We start from the raw sequence: 986 nt of genomic DNA, 5'->3' as shown, positions 1-986 counted from the left end.
CTTTATGACGATTGAGCAATCCGGCCGGCGGGAAATCCCGCCAGCCCCCGAATTCGAATTGGCTCGCTGTCGTTGACAGCGCCTCCCAAGGAGCCAGGGTTTAAGGCTCCGGCGCGCAAGCGCTAACCCACCCAAGACCGCCACAGCACTCGGCAGCGCGGTCGCATCACGCAAGTGATGGAGTGCATCCTACCCACCCACGCGGGGACCTCATCCCCGCGGGAGAGGCCTGCGTATTCGGAGACCTCTCATGACCTCTCTCAACAACCACTCCAGCGCAGGCCACACTGCTGCGTACCTCAAACTCCCGATCGTTCTCACCAACGCGGCCTGGCTGCGCCTGGTCTATCTCGCCAACCCTGCCAGGGTCGACGAGATGGGCACCCGGCTGGCCAGTGTCGTTCAAACCGCCTGGCAGGAGCTTTCGCTCCAGCCGACCGCGAAGCACATCCAATTCCACCTGTACCACAAGGAGGAAGAGGGGCAGGACCGCGCGCTCGCGCTGCTGGTCCTCTCGATAGTCGAGCCGTCCGATGAGCCTTCCTACCTGCGCATCGAGCTGCAGGAAGAAAGCCTCCCGGGCAACCCGGATACCGAGTAGTTCTCCCCTCACCACGATCCCGCTTCGGCGGGATCATCCTTTTCGCAGGTCACGCCATGATCAACATACCCGGCCAGTTGGCCATTCGAACCATCAACGGTCGCAATGGCGAGTTCAACGTGGGAAAGCTCTCGACCTCGATCGGGGAGTTCGTCATCAAGGACGCTCTCCTGGACCAGCACATCGAAGGCAAGTACCGCGGTGATTTCGCCATCACCGAGATCCGTCCCTCCTACTACACCACCGGCGGCCGGCTGGTCGTCGAGATCCGCGCCAAGCTGGACAGCATGACGCTGGACGACGTGGACAACCTCAGCGACGAGGAGGCAGAGCGTCTCTCTGGCAATGAGGTGGATCCGCTCGACGAAGTGCCCGCGATCCAGCA

At 62.4% G+C, this 986-nt stretch carries 2 protein-coding genes; both read left to right on the top strand.

Annotation, left to right across the window (positions count from 1 at the left end):
- Positions 1–250: 250 nt before the first annotated feature.
- Positions 251–601: a hypothetical protein gene (locus HMPREF2924_RS00285; RefSeq protein WP_003099791.1), complete on the top strand. Its 351-nt coding sequence runs from the start codon at positions 251–253 to the stop codon at positions 599–601.
- Positions 602–657: 56 nt separating this feature from the next.
- The coding region (locus tag HMPREF2924_RS00280; RefSeq protein WP_116803087.1) for a DUF3275 family protein at positions 658–986 on the top strand (329 nt) is incomplete at its 3' end.

The sequence above is a fragment of the Pseudomonas sp. HMSC063H08 genome, from assembly GCF_001813645.1.
Lineage (GTDB): Bacteria > Pseudomonadota > Gammaproteobacteria > Pseudomonadales > Pseudomonadaceae > Pseudomonas > Pseudomonas aeruginosa.
The sequence above is the reverse complement of the archived record's forward strand: the minus strand, read 5'-3'. Positions and strand labels throughout refer to the sequence as shown.

Coding starts and splice junctions, on each gene's coding strand:
- HMPREF2924_RS00285 (WP_003099791.1), top strand. CDS start 251: ATGACCTCTCTCAACAACCACTCCAGCGCAGGCCACACTGCTGCGTAC.